Origin of the sequence: Pseudoalteromonas sp. P1-13-1a (genome assembly GCF_001401875.1) — a bacterium.
In the GTDB taxonomy this organism is placed as follows: domain Bacteria; phylum Pseudomonadota; class Gammaproteobacteria; order Enterobacterales; family Alteromonadaceae; genus Pseudoalteromonas.
Window position 1 is genome coordinate 78,000 of the sequence record NZ_LKDV01000017.1, and the last position, 15,834, is coordinate 93,833.

The following is a 15,834-nucleotide window of genomic DNA, read 5'->3' on the forward strand; positions in this document are numbered from 1 at the left end:
CCAGCACTAGGCTGGGTTTTTAAAATAAAGTAAGTAACTATTAACGCTTAACTTTTACACGTTCAATAGATTTTACATGTGCTTCTACACGACGGTTTTCAGCGTGAGCTTCTTTCGTGTTAGCTGTATTTTTAAGACGTTCTTCACCTAGACCAACAGTTGTAATACGATCTTCAGCAATACCATCTTTAATTAGCTCTTGTGCTACATCTTCAGCACGCTTTTTAGAAAGGATCTTGTTGTAGTTTGCATTACCTACCGCTGAAGCATGACCTTCAAGTAGTACAGTTGTATCTTCGTGCTCTTTTAAGAACTCAGATACTGATGCGATGTCGTCAAAGTAACGTTGACCAACTTGTGCAGAATCATGTGGGAAAGTAACTAATAAGCTAGTTGTTACTTCACGGTCTTCGTATAAAGTACAGCCATCGCCATCAACAGCGTCTGTCATTGGCGTATTAGGACACTTATCATCTTTGTCTAAGATGTTATCGTTATCGCTGTCTTTAGGTTCTACAGGTACTTCTACTACTGCTGTAGGTGCTGGTTCTACCGGCTGTGCAGGCATAGAGTTTTGGCCAAATAAGTAGTTAATACCAATTTTAGCGCCTACATCTGTGTAACCTTTATCAAGACCTTGGTATACCGCAGTTTCAGCGTTTACGAAAAAGCCATCAGTAATAAAGTGTTGGTAACCAACACCTGCGTTTAAGAATGTGTTGTCATCTACTACGTCCATTTCTTTAATACCGAATAGACCGTAGAAAGGACCGCCGTCAAGGTGGTAAAGTGCATCAATACCGTAACGCTCGCCGTCGATATTATTACGATTGCCCGCAGCTTTATCGAACGCGTTAAAGTCCATATCTGCATACTCAAGGCGTGCGCTCCAGTAATCGCTGAAACGGTAACCTGCTTCTACACCCCAACCAGTTGACTCGTTTACGTCAAGGCCAGTTTGTGCGCGCATGTTTTTCCATGACGCATCATAGTAGTCACCGAAAACGCCAAGGTAAAGGCCTTCTTCTTTATCGGCAGCGAATGTAGATGCGCTAGTTGCAGCTAACGCAATTGCAATTGTAAGTGATTTTAATTTCATTGTTTTCTTCCCATTTTAACAACTTAGAAAATTGTAGCTAATCAATGCTAGCTCAACCAGTTTTGTACACACTACCTGAGCTTTTGTTAATCGATACTTAACGAAAAATAAAGATTATAAATTTTTTCAACGATCTACAGGCACTACAACCATCAATTGTAGGTTAAGTGAAAATTTTTACCTAATCGACAATAAATAAATTAAGGTAATTTACAAATAGTTACTTTTATGAAGGCGAACAATACCACCGAGTATATAACTGCTCAATCATTGGACACCGAATAATTTAAAAATGACTATTTATAATCAGTAACTTACAATTAATTACAATACTTAAGTACCGCAAAAAGTTTGATAGCTCTTGTCATCTTTACCTGTCTCTTGAAAGCGGACTAAATTAGCTGTTTTATCGTAGGGCTTACTCATCACCGTTAAGAAGTCGCTTAGCAGATCGCTCTCGCCGTATTGATTATATTGTGCAAGGATTTCTTCGACGATGTGATTACGTGGAATAACCCTTGGGTTGGCCGCTCTCATTAGGTTGTAGCTGTTTTCATCACACCTTTTTTGCCATAACTGGGCCCATTGCGTTAATTCATCTGGCACTTTGCCACCATTTAGTGACTCGGTAAGGGCATCAAAGGTATTGGTATAATCGAGCTTATGCTCTTGGAATAACAATAATAACTTACTTAGAAGCTCCACATCGTCTTCGTGATAACCTGCTAAGCCTAATTTTTGTGCCCACATTTGATTATATTGCTCGTTAAATAACGTAGAAAACTGATTAATTAGCGGCGTCATTAAACTTACAGCTTGTTCGTCATCTTCATCTATCAGCGGTATTAGGCTCTCGGCTAAACGCGCGCAGTTCCAACTTACAATATTTGGCTGATTACCATAGGCATAGCGACCTTGCTTATCAATTGAGCTAAACACGGTATCAAAATCAAAGGTATTCATCATTGCGCACGGGCCGTAGTCGATAGTTTCGCCGCTTACAAGTGTGTTGTCAGTGTTCATAACGCCATGAATAAACCCCACTCGCATCCAGCTAATAACCAGCGCTAGCTGACTATTTATAACGGCTGCTAAAAAGTCTAAATAACGCTGTGCACCTGTTGATTGAATACTTGGGTAATGGCGTTCAATGGCTAGATCAGCTAGTTTTTTTAATCCCTCTACATCACCTTGGGTTGCTAAATACTGAAACGAGCCAACGCGAATATGACTACTTGCTAAGCGAGTCACAATTGCGCCTGGCTGCGGTGGATTACGATAAACGGCTTCGCCTGTGCCAACAACAGCCAAACACCGCGTAGTTTTAATTCCTAACCCATGCATAGCTTCGCTCATAATATACTCACGAATAGCGGGACCTAGTGCACATCGTCCATCGCCTCCTCTTGAAAAAGGAGTGGCCCCTGAGCCTTTTAGCTGAATATCCCACAGCTGACTTTTATCATCGCTGATAGCACCCAGTAAGTGCGCTCGCCCATCACCCAAGCGCGGCGAAAAGTGCCCAAACTGGTGCCCAGAATAGCCAAGCGCTACAGCACTTACCGGTTGTGGCTCGTTACCAGCAAAAGTACTAGCGCGCAGCGCAGGCTCAACATCTATATTAAACTGCTGTGCTAACGCTTCATTCCATAAAAGCAATTGCGCGGCTGCAACGCTTGATGGACTGTCCTCTATTGCGAAGTTATCTGCTATGTCTGCGTATCTTGGCACTAGTTTCATGGTTAATCCTCTGTTTGTTGGCTTATGCCTACGCGATTGTCGCCCACGCTGTAAGCCACAATTAAGCTAAGTTCTTGCAGGCTCAAACCACTTTGCTTTTGCATCTCGTTAAAAAACGCCTGTGCGGCAGTGAGGGATTTTTTAGTTTGCAGGCCGCCATCGATAATTTTGTGCGCTCTTAGGTAGCTTTCTACATCTCGCGAAAGTAAAAAAGTATCTTTACCAAGCGCTCTTAAGGCATACGGGCCAGTATTTCCACCCAAACGTGCGCCGTGTTTTTTTAAATATGCCCATAAACCAATAATGTCATCGTTTGGCCAGTTAGCTACAAACTTGCTAAAACTGCCATGTTGCTGAGCTATTTCGTGGATCATGTAGGCATTTTCAGGAATTGTTTTTACCTTTTTATAATTACGAATAATGCGCTCATCCGTTGCTTTTTGCTCAAGCATATCGGGCGGCATCATAAGTAATTTATCAACACTAAACTGCCAAAAAACCTCTCTAAAACCCGGCCATTTACTGTTTATTACCGACCAGTAAAACCCGCTTTGAAATACTTTTCGGGTAAATTCTTCAAGCCAATCGTCGTCACTTAATGCGCTTAATGCTTTTTTAGATAAGGGTTTTGCGATTAATAACTTAAGCATTTTTTCAGAGCCTTTTCGCTCTACAGCTCGCTTATAAATATCGCTAAATTTTTCCATACTTATTAAATACCTCATCACTGCTCATAGGGTTAGTTTACGAGAAAAGCAGCCAATACGTAACCACCCACATTTTCGATGAACTAATCTGTATCCTGCAACTTGACACCTAGACGGCTAAAATGTTTTAATCGCCGCAATTACCCTATTTAAATTGTATTTTGTTAAACCTTTTGCGGTTAAACAAAATACAAAGGGCTAGAAGAGGTGCGTTATTCAGGTAGCGTATGTTAGGAGCGCAAACTCCAGTGAGCATATGTGAGGGGAATACCGCCGAGAGGTAAACGCTTTTGCGAGGCAATTACTTCGGGCGACTAGGTTGAATCCTAGCGACTGTCACCAATAGCTGTTTTAAAGCAGCTTATTAGTTTGGTGGAGAGCTTCTGGTCTTAAATAATAAGGCCGTGCGCCCTATTATTTTAAGCCCATTCGCTCTTCGAATACTGTTCGAACGACGTTAATGCGGCTCACATCATACAGCCTCCTTAATATCTCGAACACCTTATAGGTTCGTAAGAGATGATTCACAACTTCAATTTAGACGACTACGCACTGTGGACAGCGCTTGTTACGCCGTTTGATCAACAAGGTAATGTTGACTACGACACGCTCACAACACTTGTTAGCGAACAAGAAGCGGCACAAAACGGTATTTTACTGCTTGGTAGTACAGGTGAAGGCTTAGCCCTTACGCTTAAAGAGCAGCAAGGCATTGTTGAGCACGTGTGCCAATTAAAGCCCAGTGTACCGCTTATGGTTGCTGTAGGCGGTAGCAATTTAGCCCAACAAAAAGAATGGGTTAGCTATTGTAATCAGCTACCTATTCACAGTTACTTACTAGGCTCGCCGCTTTATGCTAAACCAGGTGCTGTAGGTCAAACACATTGGTACGAAAGCTTATTAAGCGAAAGCGCGCATCCGTGTATGTTGTACAACGTACCTGGGCGCAGCGGTGTAAGCATTCCTATCGAAACCATTGAAAACTTAAAAGCGCACCCAAACTTGTGGGCGTTAAAAGAAGCCAGTGGCAACATCACCCAATTTGAAGCATACCGTCAAGCCGCGCCTAATTTAGCGCTATACAGTGGCGACGATGCACTTATGCCCTACTTTGCCCAAGCAGGTGCAAAAGGCTTGGTTTCGGTTGCGGCCAATGCATGGCCCTTGCAAACACACGAGTTTGTAAGGCGCAGCCTAAGCGGTCAACACCCCAATTTATTTGCTCAGTGGACCCGGGCTATCAATAGCCTATTTGCTGTAGCAAACCCTATTCCCGTTAAAGTGCTAATGCACCAGCAAGGGCGTTTAAATAGCCCACTGTTGCGTCCACCTTTAACGCATCTTGAGTTAACGCAAACCGATTGCATTACCACTGCAAACGACACCATTTTATCTTGGCATTAAACACAGGTTTTTATAATGAGCTGGTTAGAACTACTAAATAATTTAGAATCGGGCGCAGTACGCGCAGCATCACAAAACGAAAGCGGTCAATGGGAAGCTAACGTAAAAGTAAAACAAGGCATTTTAGAAGCCTTTAAAAATGGCACTAACACTGAGTTTGCAGGTGGCTTTGTAGATAAGCATAACCTTGCACCACAAGAATTTAGCACTGAAGATGGCGTGCGTATGGTACCAGGTGGCACCAGTGTTCGCCGTGGTGCATACGTAGCTAAAGGCACGATTATTATGCCACCAGCGTACGTAAATATTGGCGCATACATCGACGAAGGCACTATGGTTGATAGCCACGCATTAGTGGGCTCGTGTGCACAAGTGGGTAAAAATGTACATTTAAGTGCAGCTGTTCAACTTGGTGGTGTGTTAGAGCCAATCGGTGCTAGCCCAGTCGTGGTTGAAGACGATGCGTTTATTGGCGCAGGCTGCGTGATAGTAGAAGGTGTAGTGGTTAAAAAAGGCGCGGTACTTGCACCAGGTGTGCGCTTATCAGCAACCATTCCAGTATACGACTGCGTAAACGAGCGCCAGCTTGAAAAAGGCGAGCCAATTCCAGAATACGCAATTGTAATACCAGGCTCTCGCCCAGCGTCTAACGAATGGGCTCGTGAGCAAGGCCTAAGCATGTCGTGTGCGTTAATTGTTAAATACCGCGACGAGCAAAGCGATGCATCATTATTGCTAGAAGAGGTTTTACGATAATGAGCTTTTTGAGCACGCCAATCAAAAACGCTGTTAATACGCTTACACAGCAACTTGATACCCCTTTTTTCGTTTACGACTTAGATAAACTAAACGCACACCTTGCGCGTTTAGTTGCGCAAACCGATGTAAAGCTTTGGTATGCAGTAAAAGCGAACCCGCTCTCTAAGGTTATTCAATGCCTAGACAACGCCGGATTTAACTTTGACGTAGCAAGTAAAGGTGAGCTTGAACAAGTCCTTGCACAAGGTATTAGTTCGCAGCGCGTGCTCAACACAGGGCCTGCAAAGAGCCCTAAACAAATTAAACACTTTATTGAGCGCGGCGTACGTATATTTGTTGCCGAAAGCCTCAATCAAGTACATTGGTTAAACCAACAAGCGCAGCTGCAAAATACGCAGCTGCAAGTTTTATTGCGTGTGCAACTACGCTGGCCTGAAGGTGAAAAAAATCCACTAGGGGGTGACAGCCTAACTCCGTTTGGGCTTGGCTGCGATGAATGGCAAGCACTCAATACTGGCGATTACCCAGCCCTAAGCTTTGATGGCCTGCATATTTTCCAGTGGGGCAATATGCTTAGCACGCAAAAGCTAAGCGAGCTGTGGTCGCAAATGATTGCACCGCTTACAGACCTTGCCAGTAACCTAAATGTAAACCTGAAAATTTTAGACTTAGGCGGCGGTTTAGGTATTCCTTACACACCAAACGATGCAACACTTGAGTGGGATGAATTAATCACCGCACTGGCAAAAATTAAAAAAGGCGCAGGTGTAGACGAGCTTTGGATGGAGCTTGGCCGCTATGCTGTAGGCGAATGCGGTCATTACGCTAACCCCGTTGTTGAGTGCAAACAAAACTACGGGCAACAGCAAGTTATTTTAACCGGTGGTATTAACCACTTATTACGCCCAGCAGTTACAAGCCAAGACTTTCCTGCAGCGCTACTACGCGAATCAACGGCGCCCGAACAAGCAATGAGCTTATATGGCCCATTATGTACTGCACTTGATTGCTTGGGCGAGCATACCCTACCAAGCGATTTAAACGAGCAAGACTGGCTGGTGTTTAGCCAATGTGGCGCCTATGGTTTTACCGAAAGCATGCCCTATTTTTTATGCCATGAGCTAGCTGCAGAATACGTGTTACAAAGTGGCGAGCTCACGTGTGTACGCCAAGCTGAAGATGCTAGCCACTACTTAAGGTAATAAATATGAGCATAACAACCCCCATCAGCCAAGAAAACATAGTAGTTGGAGAAGTGGCAAACGGCTTACCGCTCACCATTCCTGTGTATCGCTTAAAAGGTGATGGCAGCGGGCCAAGCGTGTATATTCAAGCAAATATGCACGGCGCCGAGGTACAAGGTAACGCGGTTATTTTTCAGCTGTTAGAGCAATTAAAACAACTCAATTTAAAAGGCGACATTACCTTAGTGCCTTACGCTAATCCTATTGGTTGTAATCAAAAATCAGGGGAGTTTACCCTTGGGCGATTCGACCCAATTACTGGCACTAACTGGAACCGCATGTATCACTACAATAGTGATTTAGTGACTCAGTTTGCCAAAGATCATAGCCACTACGACGATGCAGCTTTAAAAAATCATTTTAAACAGGCTTTGGTTGATGAAATAGACACCAAACTCAACGGCCCAGCTTATTTACTTAATACCGGTAAACGCATTGCGCTTAACCTACAAAAACTTGCGCACCAAGCCGACATAGTCCTTGATTTACACACGGGGCCTATTTCAAGTAAGCACCTGTACTGTCCAACCTATGCAACCGACAGTGCCCGCTATTTTAATATTGAACATGTGCTGCTTATTCCAAGCGACTTTGATGGTGCAATGGATGAAGCCAGTTTTTGCCCCTGGTGGCACCTAAGTGATGCACTGAGTGCGCAAGATAGGGACTTCAATGTACAGGTTGAAGCCTTTACAGTAGAACTTGGTAGCCAAGAAAAAATAGATTTACAAGAAGCACTCAACGATGCAAACAGCATTTTAAGCTATTTGAACCATAAAAATGTATTGGTAGATGCAGCGCATCAACCTAAGCAGATGACCCGTTATGCGTGCCATTTAGATGACTACTTTGCTTATTATGCCCCTATTGGCGGCATGGTTGAATATGTAGCCCCTCTAGGTGGGCATATTAAAGCAGGTGAGCCCATTGCACATGTATTACGAATGGAGCGCTACTTGAGTGAGCAACCATTACAAACGCTAAGCCTTGATTGCGATGCTGTCGCTATCTTGCATTTTGCCTCGGCAAGCGTAAACCAAGGCACAGAGCTTTATAAGTTTTTTACTAACGTATTTGAGTTATAACGCATCGCGCTATAACTCCCCCTTCTCATTGCGTGAGAGTAAGTTAACTAACTTACACTATAAGCGGCTATATGCCGCTTTTTTTGATCTGTGATAACACTGTAAACGTAAAGTAACTAATTAAGTGTAAATTCAGTGAAAGTTCACCGTTACATATGTAAAAACACGTTATAATTTATAAATCTCCCCTACTCTCAAAGGAAAAACAATGAGCTGGCGTTATTGGATAGTAGTTACGGCTTTACTTAGCACACCCTCTTTTGCCCAAGAAGAGGTACAAGAAAACGAACAAGATAACGATATTGAATTGGTTAAACAGTGTATTTTAAATGAGGTAATTGGCGGTGATGGAAAACAAACGCTCGATGAACTTCGTGAAAAATGCTCATCACTTGAAGAAGAAAAGCAACTTACTGCGCTGGATAAACGTAAAGCGCGCGAAGAAGTAAGTAAAAAAAACCGAAATGTAATTACACCACATAAACGTAATTACATTTTACCTTTGTCGTATGTATCGCACCCTAACGATCGCCCGTTTGATGGCTTTGACGAACTAACCGATGAGCAAGATGGCGAGCCACTTGATAACCTAGAGGCTAAATACCAGCTTTCTATAAAGGTTCCATTATATGATGACTTTTCAGATGACGACCAAGCCATCTACTTTGGTTTTACTCTACAATCATACTGGCAGATTTATAACTCAGAGATTTCTTCTCCGTTTCGTGAAACCAACTATGAGCCAGAAATTTTCTGGGTAAATTACCTAGACCAAGAAAACGTACTTTGGGGCGACGAAATGGCCATAGCGCTGGGTATTTCGCACCAATCTAATGGCCGCAGCCAGCCAAACTCTCGTTCATGGAACCGAGTTTATGCCAATTTCATTTGGGAAAACGAAGGCTTTGTATTTAGTTTCAAACCTTGGTATCGCATTGCCGAGGATGAAAAAGACAATATATTAGAAGCCGATGGCGACGACAATCCTGATATTTACAAATACATGGGTTACTTTGAATTTAGCGGTGCCTACCGCTATCATGATCATGAGTTTAGCTTTATGACACGTAATAATTTAAATTCAGATAACCGTGGTGCAATTCAGTTAGATTGGTCATTCCCGCTTTGGGGTCGTTTACGTGGTTACGCCCAGTACTTTAACGGTTACGGCGAAAGCCTGATTGATTACAACGCCGATATTGAGCGTGTTGGCGTGGGTATATTACTTACCGATTTACTTTAATTTATTAATACACCATAAAAAAAGCCAAGCCCTTTTATAAAGTGCTTGGCATTTTTATTAAAGCGTTACTCGTTATTTTTTAACGGCAAACACCCCTTCAAACTCTGCAACAACATCGCTGCCATCAAATATAGTAACAGGTACTACGTAGCTTGCTTTGCCTGTTGTTTCCAGCTCACTTAGCTTACCTTTACAGGTTTGCACATCAACACAACCGCGTGGGTCGGTATTAAGTGGTTTTAAGTATTTTATAGTGGCATCGGCTAATACAATATTACCCTCAAGCCCTGCCTCTTTAAGCGCTAAGTACGTTGCGCCCCAACCTGTTAAGGTTGCTAAGCTGTATATAGAGCCTGCAAACATAGTGTTGTGTAAGTTTAAGTTAGCGTCTAAATCTGCACGCGTTGTAAACTGCCAATCTGTGTAGCTTTCTACTTTTATACCCATTGCATCACTAATTGGGATTGATTCACGCCAAATATTTTGCAGTACTTGCGTCCAATCAGGGTGGCGAAACCAACCCGGCTCACTAGGCTTTTGCTTAATCATTTTGAAATGTTGAACATCGCCATACGCTAAATGGGCTTTTTCTTTTAGCTCATAGCCGTGGCGCTTATAAAACTCAAGCGCACGCTCGCGAGCAAATAACACTAATTCGCCTGCGTTTTGGGTCCATGCTATTTTTTCAAGCTCGTGTAATAAACGGCTACCAATATGCTGGTTACGGTTACCTTCGGCTACGGCCATGTAACGTACTTGCGCTTGCTCATGGTTGTTAAAGTGTAAACGGGCCACACCAAGCACATCACCGTTGTTATTTTTTATAAAGCGATGCTCTGAGTCTTGTTCCATATCATCTTGTTCAGAGCCACGAGGCTCATTCCAAGGCGCACGTAGTACTTCCCAACGTAATTGATAGTACGCTTGCCAGTCTTCGCTGCTCTGCGGTGTAGTTACTTGAAACATATATACTCCTGTTGTTTTGCCGTAAATAAAAAATAAAGGCTACGGCATGTAATCCAACTGAATAACTCTTTAACCTGCACATTGGTTTTTACATTAGAAAATTAAAGATTAAGTTGGTTGGAATTATTATGGCAAATACCATACTCCATCTTTTAAACACTGCCAATACGACTTTGGTAAGCAAGCGAAAAAATAACTGTTTTACCCATCGCATCAACTAGTTTATGCTGGGCCTTTAGAGATTGAACATGCACTGAGCGAAGAGTTCTGCCTAGGGGAAATTTACTCTTTGTTGCCTACATGGGTGTAAGCCAGTAGAGTAACGCAGGAGCAGTTACCTAGCCCACTAGGTTACAAATCTCGCGCCGCGATTAAATCGCCCCTAGATTGAACAAACTTTAATCCTGAAAGGTCAACAGGCCCTTAATGTTATGAGCGATTTTATAAACCCTTCAACGGGTGTAGTGAGTAGCCACTTTATTAGCCACAGCCAAGATATTGGGCAACTAGTTTACTGGCATAAATATGCAGGCGATCACATACAGGTTCGCCAATCCGGGCAGCTTCGCTGGCTGCTAATTAACGATACATTGCAATCGGTGATAGCGCTTAACAATCCACAGCGCTTACTATTTCCACATTTAACCTATTTAGCTAAGCAGTGGCAAACCTTAGCACCACCAAATCATGTGTTAGAACTTGGCCTTGGCGGTGGCGCTATACGTAATTACTTACAATACACTTACCCGCAGGCACACGTAACATCAGTTGAAAAAAATGCAGATATAATTGCCTGCTATACAGATTTTTTCGCTCTTAAAAGCCAAAGTGACGTGCAGTGTGATGACGCGCAAAATGTACTTAGCAAAGCACATAACTATGACTGGATTATTCTTGATTTATTTAGCCAAATAGATGCACCACGATTTTTGTTTGAACGCGCTTTTTATCAAAAAATATACGATGCGCTAAACGCAGGTGGCACGCTATTTATAAACTTTTTGTCGCAACATGAGTCGCAGTTAATTCAGTTACAGCAATTACTATTTAATGTGTTTGGCGTAAAAGTAAGCCCGAATAAAATTGCGGGCTTTGTGAATCATATTATTATTGTTACTAAAGCTGGTAATTAAACCGATAAGTTAAACGTAACAGGCCCATCGTTACACAAGCTCACTTGCATATCGGCACCAAACTCTCCCGTTGCAACGCGAACTCCCTGCGCTTTAGCTTGCTTTACAAAGTACTCGTAAAGCGCGTTAGCTTGGCTAGGTGTGGCTGCTGATGAAAAGCTTGGACGCATACCTTTTTTAGTATCCGCCGCTAACGTAAATTGCGACACCACGAGTAACTCACCACCTATGTCTTTTAGGCTTAAATTCATTTTGTCGTTTTCATCGTTAAATATTCGGTAGTTACTAACCTTGTGCAATAGCTTATCTGCGGTTTGCTCATCATCTGGTTTTTCAACACCGAGTAACAATAATATACCTTGCTCTATTTGACCGATAACTTGGTTATCAACTTCTACTTTTGCGTGTTTTACACGCTGTATTAACCCTTGCATTTAATTAGTTTCCTCGGTTTTTAGCTCATCATCTATATCAATTTCTGGTGTTTGTGGTACATGGTTAGGGCTAATACAGGCGGTAAATTCGGCCCCTAATAACACCACCACCCACGACAAATACACCCACACAAATAAAATAGGAATAGTGGCTACGGCGCCGTAAATAACTTCGTAAGAAGGGAAGTGACTTATATAAAGCGCAAATCCCTTTTTAGTCAGCTCAAATAATACAGCGGCAAAAAGCGCCCCAGGTAACGCAGCTCTAATAGATACAGGTGTATTTGGCACTAAGGTGTATAGCATTAAAAAGCCAACCATTGAAAAGCCATAAGGTACCAATTTTAACAAAAAACCACTAAATCCAGGAATGCCCTGATCGGCAAACGACACTAACGATACAATGTACGACGTAACACCAATACTTGCCCCTAATAGTACCGGGCCTAAGCTTAATACCATCCAGTAAACAGCAAAAGAGATCATCATGGGGCGCTTTTTCTTAATTCGCCAAATGCGATTCAGCGTAGCATCAACATTACGTATAAGCAGTAGCGCAATCGCCGCTAGAAAGCCAATACCCACAGCGGTCATTTGGTTAGCATTGCCAGCAAAGGAGCTAATGTGCTCTTTAATAACATCAGATGAAGTAGGTACAAAATTGGTAAACAAAAAGCTTTCTATGGCTATGCGAGTGGACTCAAATCCCGGAAAGGCCGAAAATATTGCCACGCCTACCGCAATTAACGGTACTAAAGAAAGCAAAGTAACATAGGCAAGGTACCCTGCATTAACTGTAATTTGATCGTCTATACAACGGTTAACGTACTGCATCCACCAGCCTGGCTGTTGCCTTAAAAAGGAGATAGCTTGCTGTTTATAAAGGGAGAGCTTATCATTCATACAATTGACTTGTGCTAATCTAATTTTGATTATCATAACAATCAGCACCATAATTTACAGCACTTACTGGTAAATAGGGATCCAAATGAAAAAACAAACATTACTTAGCGTCTCGGTACTGGCCATTACGCTTACTTTATCGGGCTGTCAGTCGGCCTATTATTCTGCAATGGAAAAAGTAGGTGTACATAAGCGCGACATTCTTATTGACCGCGTAGAAGAAACCAAAGATTCACAAGAAGAGTCGCAAGAAGAATTTCAATCAGCACTTGAGCGCCTAACAACTTTAATTAATTTTGATGGCGGCGAGTTACAAGATGCCTACAATCAACTTAACGACGATTATGAGTCGAGCTTAGCAGCCGCTAATGAAGTGTCGAGCAATATTAATAAAGTTGAAGATGTAGCAGAAGCTTTATTTGACGAATGGAGCGATGAGCTTGAGCAATACAAAAGCGCGTCGCTTAAACGCGAAAGCAGTAAAAAGCTAGCGGCTACACAACGCCAATTTAGCCAGTTACTGCGTTCTATGCGCAGTGCAGAGAGCAAAATGGAGCCTGTGCTATCCTCTTTACAAGATAACGTACTGTACTTAAAGCATAACTTAAACGCACAAGCGGTTGCCGCCATTAAAGGCGAGTTCACTAATTTAAAACGTGATATTCAAGTGCTGATGAACGACATGAATAAATCAATTGCTGATTCAAACGAGTTTATAGAACAAATGAATAACGCAGGCTAAGTGTTTAAATTTGCCTGACAAAGCCTGCATAATGCAGGCTTTTTTGTTACGTTTTGTTACCTTTGAAGCATTCTTCAATTCACCGATGTTGCTATACTTTTATAAAAATAATAATAGAAAACAACAATGAAACTAAAAACCACCAGCCTTGTATTTATTTGTGGATTACTTAGCGCTTGCGAAACCGCCAATCGCATTGAGGTGATTGCAGGAGAAAACACGCTCACCCCGCAGCATCAAACAGGCGAGCGAAAAGGACGCTTTTATAACCTCTACCCTGGCAAAAAAACCTACCCCACCACCTGCGAAACCGACTGCTACCCACCAAGCCCTAAATTACAATGCAAACAAAACGCTGAAGATTGCCAATTTATTGCTGCGCAAAAGCCAATTAATTTAAATACGGGCTTTACCGTGCGCTGGCTAGGACACGCTGGGTTTATGATCCGCACACCTAACGGACAATACGTGCTACTTGACCCTGTAAAAGAGCAGTTCGACTCACCTGTTGATTTAGCCTTTAGGTTAGCCTCAGGGTTTTACAGGCAACCCGGCGATTGGCTTACACAAAACGAGCTTAAAAACTTAAGTGCAGTGATGTACTCGCATATTCATTACGATCACTTTAATAAAGCCGATATAGAAGAGCTTGGTAATAAACCTCGCTACTTAACGCCATTAGGTATGGCCGACAACTTCCCTACTGGTGGGTATAACATTAGCGAAATGGCCTGGTATGCAAAAACCCAGCTTGATGATTTAACGATTCATGCCCTACCAGCGCACCACTTTAGTAGCCGCGTATTGGTGCCCTTTATTTACGAAGATAACGATAAAGACCTATGGAATGGCTGGTTGCTTGAGCAAAACGGCAATACCTTATTTTTTGCAGGCGACACCGGTTATTCAAAGCACTTTAAAGACATTCAGCAAAAATATGGTGATATAGATATATGCCTATTGCCCATAGCCTCGTATTACAGTGAAGAGAACCCTAAATGGTATCGTTATGTACACACCACACCAGAGGATGCACTGAACGCGTCGCAAGATCTTAACTGCAAAGTAATGATACCGTGGGGTTATGGTAACTCAAGTTGGAAAATGGGCGACCGGACAAGCCATTCAGCATTGTTAAGATTGCTACATATGCACAATAAAATGGCTTCAACCACACCCTTATATATTTTAAACGAAGGCGAAAGTATTTCACTGTAACTCATTGCTGAACTGTTTTAGGATGATTGTTATACCTAAATACGTATTAACATTGAGAAATTAATGAAAAAACACGCATTAGCTTTAAGCTGTTTATTAAGCGCCCCAGTAATGGCCATTGATGTAGCACACACATCAACCCCAATTACTATTGATGGCGTGTCTGAAAGCGCATGGGATAAAGCAACGTGGCATGATATGCCTCATTTAATGGATGGCACCTTGCCCACATCAGAGGCCGACTTTAAAGGCCGTTACCGCCTATTGTGGGATAAAAACTACCTGTATTTACAAGCGGATATAACTGACGATGTACTTATTGATACGCACCCAGACCCGACCGTAAAATATTGGGATGACGATGCGCTGGAAATTTTTATCGACAGCGATGCCTCGGGTGGGATTCACCAATTTAACCATACTGCAATGGCTTATCATATTGGTCTTGATAATCAGGCTGCCGATTACGGCCCCGATAAAAAGGCCCATTTGTATACCGACCACCTAATCAGTAACTGGAAGCGCAATACCAAAGCGCCCTATAACATCACCTGGGAAGTCGCTATAAGGCTCTACCCTAACGATTACCAAGAAGGCGCTGTAAACACACCCATTACGCTAAGTGAAAAACACGTCATTGGTTTTATGCTCGCGTATTGCGATAACGATGGCAGCAAGGTGCGTGAGCACTTTATGGGCTCTCACGAAGTACAGCCAGTAAACGGCGACAGAAACCGTGGTTTTATAGATGCAGACGTATTTGGCAAAATTACTCTGCTGCCAAAAAGTAAGTAACCACTAACAAAATAATTGAAAACGTAGGTTGGGTTGAGCGCAGCGAAACCCAACGAAAAAATATCCTAGCATCAATTACAGATACTTTGCATTATCGAGTGTTTCAGCTCTGACTCTTTTACTGCTCACTCCCTTCTCTTTGTGCAAATATTTTTAAGTGAATTATTCACAAAGAGGTTAAGAGGCGCTGCGCTTTTAGAGATAAATACATTTGGCAGTTTCACTATAGAACGGACTCTAAATACTGGTGCATTTAGAAAAAGCATTCTACCGCCAAAAAGTAACCACTAATAAATAGTTGAGACGTAGGTTGGGTCGAGCGCAGCGAAACCCAACGAAAAAATATCCTAGCACCAATTACA

15 protein-coding genes and 1 riboswitch are annotated in these 15,834 nt (G+C 42.5%); of the genes, 9 read left to right on the forward strand and 6 right to left on the reverse strand.

Annotated features, from left to right (window positions below; all coding sequences use genetic code 11):
- Nucleotides 1–40: 40 nt before the first annotated feature.
- From AN391_RS12075 to AN391_RS12085, 3 genes are all read right to left on the reverse strand, one after another.
- Nucleotides 41–1,099, reverse strand: coding sequence for an OmpA family protein (locus tag AN391_RS12075; protein ID WP_055015630.1), 1,059 nt, complete (start codon nucleotides 1,097–1,099; stop codon nucleotides 41–43).
- Nucleotides 1,100–1,432: 333 nt separating this feature from the next.
- On the reverse strand, nucleotides 1,433–2,839 hold the full coding sequence (locus AN391_RS12080) for a YdiU family protein (protein ID WP_055015631.1): 1,407 nt from the start codon (nucleotides 2,837–2,839) through the stop codon (nucleotides 1,433–1,435).
- Between the two features lie 2 nt (nucleotides 2,840–2,841).
- Entirely contained in the window at nucleotides 2,842–3,546 is a 705-nt protein-coding gene (locus tag AN391_RS12085; RefSeq protein ID WP_055015632.1) for a DNA-3-methyladenine glycosylase I, read from the reverse strand.
- Nucleotides 3,547–3,740: 194 nt separating this feature from the next.
- Nucleotides 3,741–3,937, forward strand: a riboswitch (Lysine riboswitch).
- A gap of 128 nt (nucleotides 3,938–4,065) precedes the next feature.
- On the opposite strand from AN391_RS12085, the gene dapA reads away from it, so the two are divergent.
- From dapA to AN391_RS12110, 5 genes are all read left to right on the forward strand, one after another.
- Entirely contained in the window at nucleotides 4,066–4,950 is an 885-nt protein-coding gene (gene dapA / locus AN391_RS12090; protein WP_055015633.1) for a 4-hydroxy-tetrahydrodipicolinate synthase, read from the forward strand.
- 15 nt (nucleotides 4,951–4,965) lie between these two features.
- Nucleotides 4,966–5,706: a 2,3,4,5-tetrahydropyridine-2,6-dicarboxylate N-succinyltransferase gene (locus tag AN391_RS12095; protein ID WP_055015634.1), complete on the forward strand. Its 741-nt coding sequence runs from the start codon at nucleotides 4,966–4,968 to the stop codon at nucleotides 5,704–5,706.
- Nucleotides 5,706–6,911, forward strand: coding sequence for a PLP-dependent decarboxylase (locus AN391_RS12100; RefSeq protein WP_055015635.1), 1,206 nt, complete (start codon nucleotides 5,706–5,708; stop codon nucleotides 6,909–6,911). Before AN391_RS12095 ends, AN391_RS12100 begins: the two co-directional genes overlap by 1 nt.
- Before the next feature lie 5 nt (nucleotides 6,912–6,916).
- A complete protein-coding gene (locus AN391_RS12105; protein ID WP_055015636.1) occupies nucleotides 6,917–8,038 on the forward strand; it encodes a succinylglutamate desuccinylase/aspartoacylase family protein in 1,122 nt (373 codons plus the stop codon).
- Nucleotides 8,039–8,246: 208 nt separating this feature from the next.
- Nucleotides 8,247–9,281 (forward strand): phospholipase A, encoded by a 1,035-nt coding sequence (locus AN391_RS12110; protein ID WP_055015637.1) that lies wholly within the window; start codon nucleotides 8,247–8,249, stop codon nucleotides 9,279–9,281.
- A 72-nt stretch (nucleotides 9,282–9,353) separates the two neighbouring features.
- Here AN391_RS12110 and AN391_RS12115 read toward each other — a convergent pair whose 3' ends face one another.
- A complete protein-coding gene (locus AN391_RS12115; protein WP_024032005.1) occupies nucleotides 9,354–10,247 on the reverse strand; it encodes a bifunctional GNAT family N-acetyltransferase/hotdog fold thioesterase in 894 nt (297 codons plus the stop codon).
- Between the two features lie 431 nt (nucleotides 10,248–10,678).
- On the opposite strand from AN391_RS12115, the gene AN391_RS12120 reads away from it, so the two are divergent.
- Nucleotides 10,679–11,380: a spermidine synthase gene (locus AN391_RS12120; protein ID WP_055015638.1), complete on the forward strand. Its 702-nt coding sequence runs from the start codon at nucleotides 10,679–10,681 to the stop codon at nucleotides 11,378–11,380.
- On the opposite strand, the gene dtd is transcribed toward AN391_RS12120, so the two are convergent.
- Together dtd and AN391_RS12130 are read right to left on the reverse strand one after the other, a co-directional pair.
- Nucleotides 11,377–11,814, reverse strand: a complete 438-nt coding sequence (gene dtd, locus AN391_RS12125) for a D-aminoacyl-tRNA deacylase (protein ID WP_055015639.1) — start codon at nucleotides 11,812–11,814, stop codon at nucleotides 11,377–11,379. The genes AN391_RS12120 and dtd overlap by 4 nt on opposite strands.
- Entirely contained in the window at nucleotides 11,815–12,717 is a 903-nt protein-coding gene (locus AN391_RS12130) for a virulence factor BrkB family protein (protein ID WP_055015640.1), read from the reverse strand.
- An 85-nt stretch (nucleotides 12,718–12,802) separates the two neighbouring features.
- Between AN391_RS12130 and AN391_RS12135 the strand changes: the two genes are divergently transcribed.
- From AN391_RS12135 to AN391_RS12145, 3 genes are all read left to right on the forward strand, one after another.
- Entirely contained in the window at nucleotides 12,803–13,459 is a 657-nt protein-coding gene (locus AN391_RS12135; RefSeq protein ID WP_055015641.1) for a DUF2959 domain-containing protein, read from the forward strand.
- Nucleotides 13,460–13,585: 126 nt separating this feature from the next.
- Nucleotides 13,586–14,677, forward strand: coding sequence for an MBL fold metallo-hydrolase (locus AN391_RS12140; RefSeq protein ID WP_055015642.1), 1,092 nt, complete (start codon nucleotides 13,586–13,588; stop codon nucleotides 14,675–14,677).
- Nucleotides 14,678–14,740: 63 nt separating this feature from the next.
- Complete coding sequence (locus AN391_RS12145) at nucleotides 14,741–15,472, forward strand: CBM9 family sugar-binding protein (protein WP_055015643.1); 732 nt, start codon at nucleotides 14,741–14,743, stop codon at nucleotides 15,470–15,472.
- Nucleotides 15,473–15,834 lie beyond the last annotated feature (362 nt).